Source organism: Candidatus Baltobacteraceae bacterium, assembly GCA_036559195.1.
GTDB lineage: Bacteria > Vulcanimicrobiota > Vulcanimicrobiia > Vulcanimicrobiales > Vulcanimicrobiaceae > JALYTZ01.
Genome location: DATBTN010000035.1, coordinates 20,308 through 27,313, shown reverse-complemented (window position 1 = coordinate 27,313; position 7,006 = coordinate 20,308). Strand labels below are relative to the sequence as shown.

At 62.3% G+C, this 7,006-nt stretch carries 7 protein-coding genes; 3 read left to right on the top strand and 4 right to left on the bottom strand.

What is annotated here, in order from left to right; all coding sequences use genetic code 11:
• The 3 genes from VIG32_03985 to VIG32_03975 form a co-directional block, all read left to right on the top strand.
• A partial coding sequence (locus tag VIG32_03985) for a type II secretion system F family protein (protein HEY8297165.1) occupies positions 1–761 on the top strand: 761 nt, incomplete at its 5' end.
• On the top strand, positions 761–1,369 hold the full coding sequence (locus VIG32_03980; protein HEY8297164.1) for a prepilin peptidase: 609 nt from the start codon (positions 761–763) through the stop codon (positions 1,367–1,369). The genes VIG32_03985 and VIG32_03980, both read left to right, overlap by 1 nt.
• Positions 1,370–1,382: 13 nt before the next feature.
• Complete coding sequence (locus tag VIG32_03975) at positions 1,383–1,724, top strand: DUF192 domain-containing protein (GenBank protein ID HEY8297163.1); 342 nt, start codon at positions 1,383–1,385, stop codon at positions 1,722–1,724.
• On the opposite strand, the gene VIG32_03970 is transcribed toward VIG32_03975, so the two are convergent.
• The 4 genes from VIG32_03970 to VIG32_03955 form a co-directional block, all read right to left on the bottom strand.
• On the bottom strand, positions 1,683–3,188 hold the full coding sequence (locus VIG32_03970) for a BTAD domain-containing putative transcriptional regulator (GenBank protein HEY8297162.1): 1,506 nt from the start codon (positions 3,186–3,188) through the stop codon (positions 1,683–1,685). The two genes, VIG32_03975 and VIG32_03970, sit on opposite strands and share 42 nt — an antisense overlap.
• Before the next feature lie 144 nt (positions 3,189–3,332).
• Positions 3,333–4,553 (bottom strand): ABC transporter permease, encoded by a 1,221-nt coding sequence (locus tag VIG32_03965; GenBank protein ID HEY8297161.1) that lies wholly within the window; start codon positions 4,551–4,553, stop codon positions 3,333–3,335.
• Positions 4,550–5,449 carry an ATP-binding cassette domain-containing protein gene (locus tag VIG32_03960; GenBank protein ID HEY8297160.1) on the bottom strand — a complete coding sequence of 300 codons (900 nt, stop codon included), beginning with the start codon at positions 5,447–5,449 and terminating at the stop codon, positions 4,550–4,552. Before VIG32_03960 ends, VIG32_03965 begins: the two co-directional genes overlap by 4 nt.
• An 86-nt stretch (positions 5,450–5,535) precedes the next feature.
• Complete coding sequence (locus tag VIG32_03955; GenBank protein ID HEY8297159.1) at positions 5,536–6,975, bottom strand: aminopeptidase P family protein; 1,440 nt, start codon at positions 6,973–6,975, stop codon at positions 5,536–5,538.
• Positions 6,976–7,006: the final 31 nt, after the last annotated feature.

Here is a 7,006-nt window from a genome sequence, read left to right as displayed (position 1 = left end):
GCAGCAGCCTGGCGGCCATCGACGCATCGGCCGGTTTAGGAAATCGCCAGCAAGCCTCCATCTTTCAGCGCCTCATGGACGAACAGCAGCGCCACGCGATGTCGCGAAAGCTCCAAGAGGCCGGCTGGTACGACATGACTCCGCAAAAGATGCTCCTGCGCCGAATAATGATGCTGGTTGGAGGCGCCGCTGCCGGCTTGATGCTGCTCATCATCCTCCACCACAATTGGCTCGGCTATTTCGCCCTCGTGCTCTGCGCGTTCTTCGGATCCTACTATCCCGTCATGAAGTTAAACGGCGCGATCGCCGACCGAAAACTCGCGGTCCATCGCACGCTGCCCGATTTTTTGGACATGCTCTCAACGACCGTTGAAGCGGGCGTCGGTTTGAACGGCGCGCTGGCGACGGCGGTCGATGGAATGAAGGGCGCGCTCGGGGACGAACTGCGCGCCGCGCTTCAAGATATTCGGTTGGGCCGTTCCCGCGCCGACGCGCTCGTTGCGATGGCGAGCCGGGTCCAGGAGCAAGATCTAACGACGACCGTCACGGCGATCGTGCAGTCCGAACGCGTCGGCGCGAGCATATCGAAGGTGCTCGATCAGTTGGCCGCCGAGGCGCGCGAACGCCGCCTCATGCGAGCCGAAGAGATCGCCGGCGTACTTCCGACCAAACTGATATTTCCGATGGCCCTCTGCATGTTGCCGGCGCTGTTCGTGATCATTATAGGCGGCGTCGTTTCGCGATTCGTGAGCCACCACTAATGCTCTTCGGAATCGCCGCCGCTCTGATCTTCGGCTGCGCGGGGTTCTGCGGCATCGTTCTCGCAATGCTCGTCTGCGCGCGTTTTGGAACGCTCGAGGACGGGCCGACGCCGCACCCGGCGCGCCCGGCCGCCATCGTGGCGGGAGCCGTAGTGCTCGGTCTCGTTCTTGCGTTGCGGCACACGCCGATTCCCGAATTGGGACTTACGGCGCTGCTTTGCGTGCCGCTGGCGGCGATTTGGTATAGCGATGCGCTCAAGGGCGTAATCCCCGATGTGTTTACGCTCGGGCCGCTCGCGATCGTTGGAATCTACGTCGTCTCGCACCACGCGTGGTGGGTGGCGCTCTCCGCGCTCGTCCCCTTCGTGCCGTTCGCGCTCGCCGCGATGTTTTCAAAAGGACGCGGAATGGGCTGGGGTGACGCCAAATTGGTGGCCCTCGGCGGCGCCGTCTTGGGCATGCAGACCGGCGTACTCGCCTTTGCGTTGGCCTGCTTCGCCGCCACGATCGTCTCGGTGATCCGCGATCGCGGCAAGTCTCCGGTTGCGTTCGGTCCGTATCTCGTCGCTTCGGTCGCGGTAGCTATTGCCGTACAGGTGCACGGCTAGCGTGGCGGTGCTGGTGAACGCCACGCGGGATAAAGTCATCGCGCGTAACGTGGTGCGGGCGAACTCCGAAGTCGAGCGAACCGTCGGATTTCTGCGCAAGAGCCGAGTCGGCGATGACGACGGAATTTGGTTTCCGCGCTGCAACCTGATTCACACGATCGGCATGCGCGCGAGGATCGACGTGGTGTTCGTGGACGACGCCGCTCGCGTGTTGCGCGTCGTCAACGCCGCGCCGCCGTGGCGAATTCTCTCCGGCGGCAGCCGCGCGTCTCACGCGATCGAACTCGCACCGGGAATCGTGGAACGGAGCGGTTTAGCCCTTGGCGATCTGCTGGTGCTTGACGATGGCGCTTAGCTCGGCCGCGATCTTGCCGTGGGCCTGCAAGCCGCGCAAACGCTGCGCGAGCTCCTCGAACGTCTCGTCGACGCTTTTGGCGAGATGGGCGTAGTGGCAATTCGGAACGTCGACGAGCAGCGGACCGCGATAGAGCTCGTAGGCCGCCTTGTAGTTGGAGAGCGCGTTGCCCAAATCGCCGTTTGCGAGCGAGACGGCGGCGCTGCCCGCGTACGACGTAAACCGATGCAGATCGATGATGAAGCTCTCCGCCGGCACGGTAACGTCGCCGTCGGCGCGGAAATAGTCGTTCGCAGCGGTCGTTCCCACGGCGTCGCGCAGGGCTTGCCGGATGTTCGAGCACGAGGTTCGCAACGCCTGAAGCGCCTGCTGGCGGTCGCGATCGGGCCAAAAGGCGGCCAGCAATTCGCCGCGCGAGGCGCGGCCGGTCGGTTTGAGCAGGACGTATTTGAAAATCTGTGCGTCGCGCCGGCGCATCCATTCCACGCGCCGGCCGGCGACCGAGGCCGTGAATTCCCCGAGGACGGTGACGGTCATCGGCAATGCGTGCTGGTTCGAATTCGAGCCGTGCGCGAACGAGCGTGTCGAGAAGACCGTGCGTACGATCTTCATGAGCTCGAATCCGGAACCGTTTGCTTCAACGAATACGCCGTCGCGCTCCAACACCGACAAGTCGTCGATGTCTGCGAGCACGCCGGCCGAAACCAGACGCGAAAACACCTTAGAATGGCTCGTATGCGCGACTTCTTGGTGAACGTATTCGGCAAACGTCGCCCGGTGTTCCGCGAGCCAGCGAGTCGCCGAGTCGCCGATGCTGCAGCCGGATTGAGCCGCGAAACGCACGCAGGCAGCGGTTACGGTCGCCCACCCGTCGGTGGCGGACAAGAGCGTGGTGAGATCCTTAGCCGTGTACGGGACGTTTCGACGATCGCAAAGCTCCGCCAGTTCCGACACGGTGAAACGCAGCAGGGTGCTCGGCACGCGAACGGCCGCGCCTTCCACGAAGATGCGCGCGTTGCGCGCGATCCGGCGGGATCGGGCCGCGACGACGAAACGAACGTGATCCGGACCGGTCTCAAAGAGGGCGTTCAGCTCGTCGACGAGTTCGTCGCTTCCGCCGTCGGCGGTATCGATACCGAGCGTTATCGCGGGCGCTCCGGCGAGAGCATCGTGGAATGTCGCAAACGTGGCCGCGTTAGCGGCGGGCAACTCGAGCGCGGCGGCGATACGTTCGCGCAGCGATTCGGCGCTTTCGCCCTTGCCGACCGTAAGAATTGCGGCTAAAGTGCCGCGTTCTTTGAGATCGCGAAGAAGCGTGCTCTTACCGCTGCCGGCCGGGGCCGCGATGAGACGAAGGCGCGCGTCGGCGTGGCGTTCGAGCCAATGGAACAAACGAGGGCGCGAACATGCGTCCCCGAGGCGAACCATCTCATTTTGGGCCGGCTGCCCAATCAAAACGCTCATGATTACCCTTTGAACCAGCAACGAAAAACGATGCGGTCATTACCCTCGTGTTAATCATCGGATTAAACGCCGGGTCCAAAGAGCAAGAATTGTGGGAACTAAGATTCATCTTTTCGGGTGATTTGTAAAGCGACCGTAAAGGCGCTAACTCCGCGCCAGCGCGCGCATGATTTGGACGAACTTCGGCGGCCGCCCGTAGAGCAAAAGACCTATCCGATAGAGTTTGCCCCCAAGAATCGCGATGCCCCAGATCGCCAAAACGTTGATGACGATCGCCGTCGCGATCTCCCAGGCCGGGACCGCGGTGACGACCATTCGCGTGAACATCACGAACGGCGAGAGCACCGGTATGAAGCTCGCGGCGACGACGAAGGGCGCATCGGGGATGCGCAGTGCCGTCATCGCGATGAAGAACGCGCCGATGACCGGCACGAAGAGCGGGCCGCTAACGCTGCCCAGATCCTCGGTCCGGTTTACGAGCGAAGCCGCCGCCGCGAACATGGTCGTCGTTTGCAAGAACGCGAGCAAGAAGAAGAACAGAAAGCCGATGAGCTCGCCTTGCGAAACGTCGGTCAACGAAAATTGAAGCGATCCGCCCGACGGAACGGCGGCGCCTCCCGCTGGATTCGCGCCGGCGACAAACGTGACGAGCAACCAAATCGTTAGTTGAAGAACCGCCAGCGTTACCGAGGCGAGAATTTTTCCGGCCAAGAGAGAGGTTGGGCTAACGGACGCGATGAGCAGCTCGGCGATGCGGCTCGTTTTTTCTTCAGCCACCGAACTCATGATGATCTGGCTGTTCATGACGATCAGCAAGTAGAGCAGAAAGAGCAGGAGATAGGCGATCGTTCGAGCGCTATCGGATTGCTGCGCGTTTCCGAATTTCGAGGCGACCGTTTGAATTCCGACCGGCATGTCGACGATGGCGTTGAGCTTGTCTCCCGGCAGATTCGTGGCTAGCGCTAGATTGAGCGGCAAGAGATCGCGCCGCAGCGTACTCGGCTCCGCATCGCCGGGATCGGTTACGAAGACGGTCGTCCGAAGCGTCTTTCCGGCGCGCACGAGCTGCACGATCGCCTTGGCATCGTTGCGGTGCAGATCGGCGACCGTCGGGTGAACGACCGTCCCCGTAACGCCCACGATCGTGAAGTCGCGCTTGAGCAGGGGCAAGGCCCTCGCCGTGACGCTCGCGTCGCCGGCGACCACGATCTTCTTGGCTCCCGCCAAATAGCTCGACTCGACCGCCTGCGGTAATTTGATCAACGCGAAGATCCCCGCGGCACCGATCAGCAGGCCGACGAGGAAAATGCGCGAGCGCAGCCGTCGCGAAATTTCGGCCGAATAGATCGTGATGAATTCGTTCACGCGTGCCCTTCGATCGTGTTGACGTAGATATCGTGCAGCGTCGGTTCGATGGCCTCGAATCGCGTGATCGACTCGGCCGCTACCAGCGTTTGCAATAGTTCGGCTAGCGCCGCGCTCCGCGGAACGGCGTAATCCAGCGAGCCGTTTTCGCTTGGGAGCGCGCGGCTTTCGGGGACGCGCTCCAAAATCGCGCGAACGGAGGCCGACGCCGGCTGCACGCGGATGGTTCGGGTCGGCCATCGCGAGCGGAGCGCGTCGAGCGAACCCGAAACTTGATTTTGTCCAGCAGTGATGATGCAGAAGGTATCGCAGAGCGCTTCGAGTTGCCACATTTGATGTGACGAGAGCACGAGCGTCGTACCGTTTTTGCGCAGATCGACGAGAATTGCAAGCAGCATATCGGCGTTGACCGGATCGAGCCCGGAGAAGGGCTCGTCGAGCACGAGGAGCTCGGGCTCGTGCACGGCGGCGCACGCCATTTGAACCTTTTGCTGATTGCCCTTGGAAAGTTCGGAACACGGCCGCTTGGCGTACTCGCCGATTCCGAGTTTCTCGATCCAGCTATCCGTCCGTCGGTCGCTCTCGGGTTCGTTCAATCCGTGCAAGCGCCCGAAGTACGCGATCTGCTCGCGCACGCGCATTTTGCCGTACAAGCCGCGCTCCTCGGGCAAATAGCCGAAGCGGCGCCGCAAGGCGCTATCGACGCGTTTACCGTTCCAGGTGATGCGTCCGTCATCGGGCGTGAGAATATCGAGAATCATGCGCATCGTCGTGGTCTTGCCGGCACCGTTGGGACCGAGCAGTCCGAACGTGGTGCCCGGTGCGATTTCGAACGAAACGTCGCGTACGGCCCGAACCGTCCCGAAGTCCTTTCGTATGTGGTCGACGATCAGCACGTTCGAGAAGCTCCCTGGCTGCTTTTAGCGGATTTGCGATGGTTAAGCGGCCGGATGCGGTTCCCCGCTAATCGCCGCAGGCCGCCTCAGCTTTGCAGATCGCGCATCCAGGCTTCGACGGCATCGGGTGCCGACGGCAGAATCCCCGAGAGATTTTCGTAGCCGTTTGGTGTGACGACCACGTCGTCTTCGATGCGCACGCCGATCCCGCGGAAACGCTCCGGGACCGTCGCATCGTCGGGCTGGAAGTAGAGCCCCGGCTCGACGGTCAGCACCATGCCGGCCTCGAGCGCGCCGTACCGATAGGTCTCCGAGCGCGCCTTGGCACAATCGTGCACGTCGATGCCGAGCATGTGGCTTACGCCGTGCAGCGTGTAGCGGCGGTAGTACTGATTGTCGGTATCCAGCGCTTCGTCGAGCGACATCTTGAGGATGCCGAGATCGATGAGCCCTTGGGTCAAAACGCGCATCGCCGCGCGATTCGGTTCGAGAAAATCGTTGCCCGGTTTTACGGCTTCGAATCCGGCGCGCTGCGCCTCGTACACGATCTCGTAAACGGCGCGCTGCTCGGCCGTGAACGTGCCGGATATCGGCAGCGTTCGAGTGATATCCGCCGTGTAAAGCGATTCGACTTCGACCCCCGCATCGAGTAAGAGCAGATCGCCCTTGCGAATCGCACCGTGATTGTGATTCCAGTGCAGCGTGCAGGCGTGGTTTCCGGCCGCCGCGATCGTGAGGTAGCCGACGTCGTTGGCCTCGATACGCGCCCGGCTCCAAAATGCCGCTTCGACTTCCCGTTCCGATTTTGCGCGAGGCAGGATGCGAATGACGTCTTCAAACGCGCGCTTGGTTATCTCGCAGCACGTGCGCAGCTCGGCGATCTCGACCTCGTCTTTGACCAGACGCATCTCACCAAGGTGCGTCGCGAGTGCGGCATCGTTCTCCGACGCTGGGAGCGTCGCGTCGATCTTTTCGTTGTGATCGCGCACGATACGCACGTCGTGACCGCCGCCGCGCAGTTCGTCGAGATAGGTCGCTATCTGCGCGATCGGACGGCATTTGTCGACGCCGAAGTAAATCTGCGATTCGTCTACGCCGCGATGACGCCCGACCCAGAGTTCGCCATACACGCGATCGGTGAAAAATTCGGCCTGTCCGCGATTGTGAGGAGGCACGAATAAGATCGATTCGTGTTCCTTGCCGCGGGGCGCCAAGACCAGCAGCGCGCCCGGCTCGCCGTGGCCCATGAGGTACGCGAAATCGCTCGACGGGCGGAAGCGAAAGCTGGTGTCGTTCGCGCGGACCCTTTCAACGCCGGCCGGGATCACCAGATAGGAGCCGGGGTATGCGCGCGAGAGCGCTTTGCGTCGCGTTTGAAAGCTCTCGATGTGCGGGACCGTCGCGATCGTGATCGGCGCATCGAGCCAGCCCTGCGCCATGAATTCCACCAACGCTTGCGGCGTCTCGGGCGTATCGTGCGGGGCCTTCGACTGCTTGGTCTGCTCGGGCGATTTACGCGTATCCATAAGACTGCCCCGCTTCGCGAACGACCGGTTT

Excerpts from the sequence above, each read along its gene's own strand:
- VIG32_03980 (HEY8297164.1), top strand. The coding sequence starts at position 761 with ATGCTCTTCGGAATCGCCGCCGCTCTGATCTTCGGCTGCGCGGGGTTC.
- VIG32_03970 (HEY8297162.1), bottom strand. The coding sequence starts at position 3,188 with ATGAGCGTTTTGATTGGGCAGCCGGCCCAAAATGAGATGGTTCGCCTC.
- VIG32_03955 (HEY8297159.1), bottom strand. The coding sequence starts at position 6,975 with ATGGATACGCGTAAATCGCCCGAGCAGACCAAGCAGTCGAAGGCCCCG.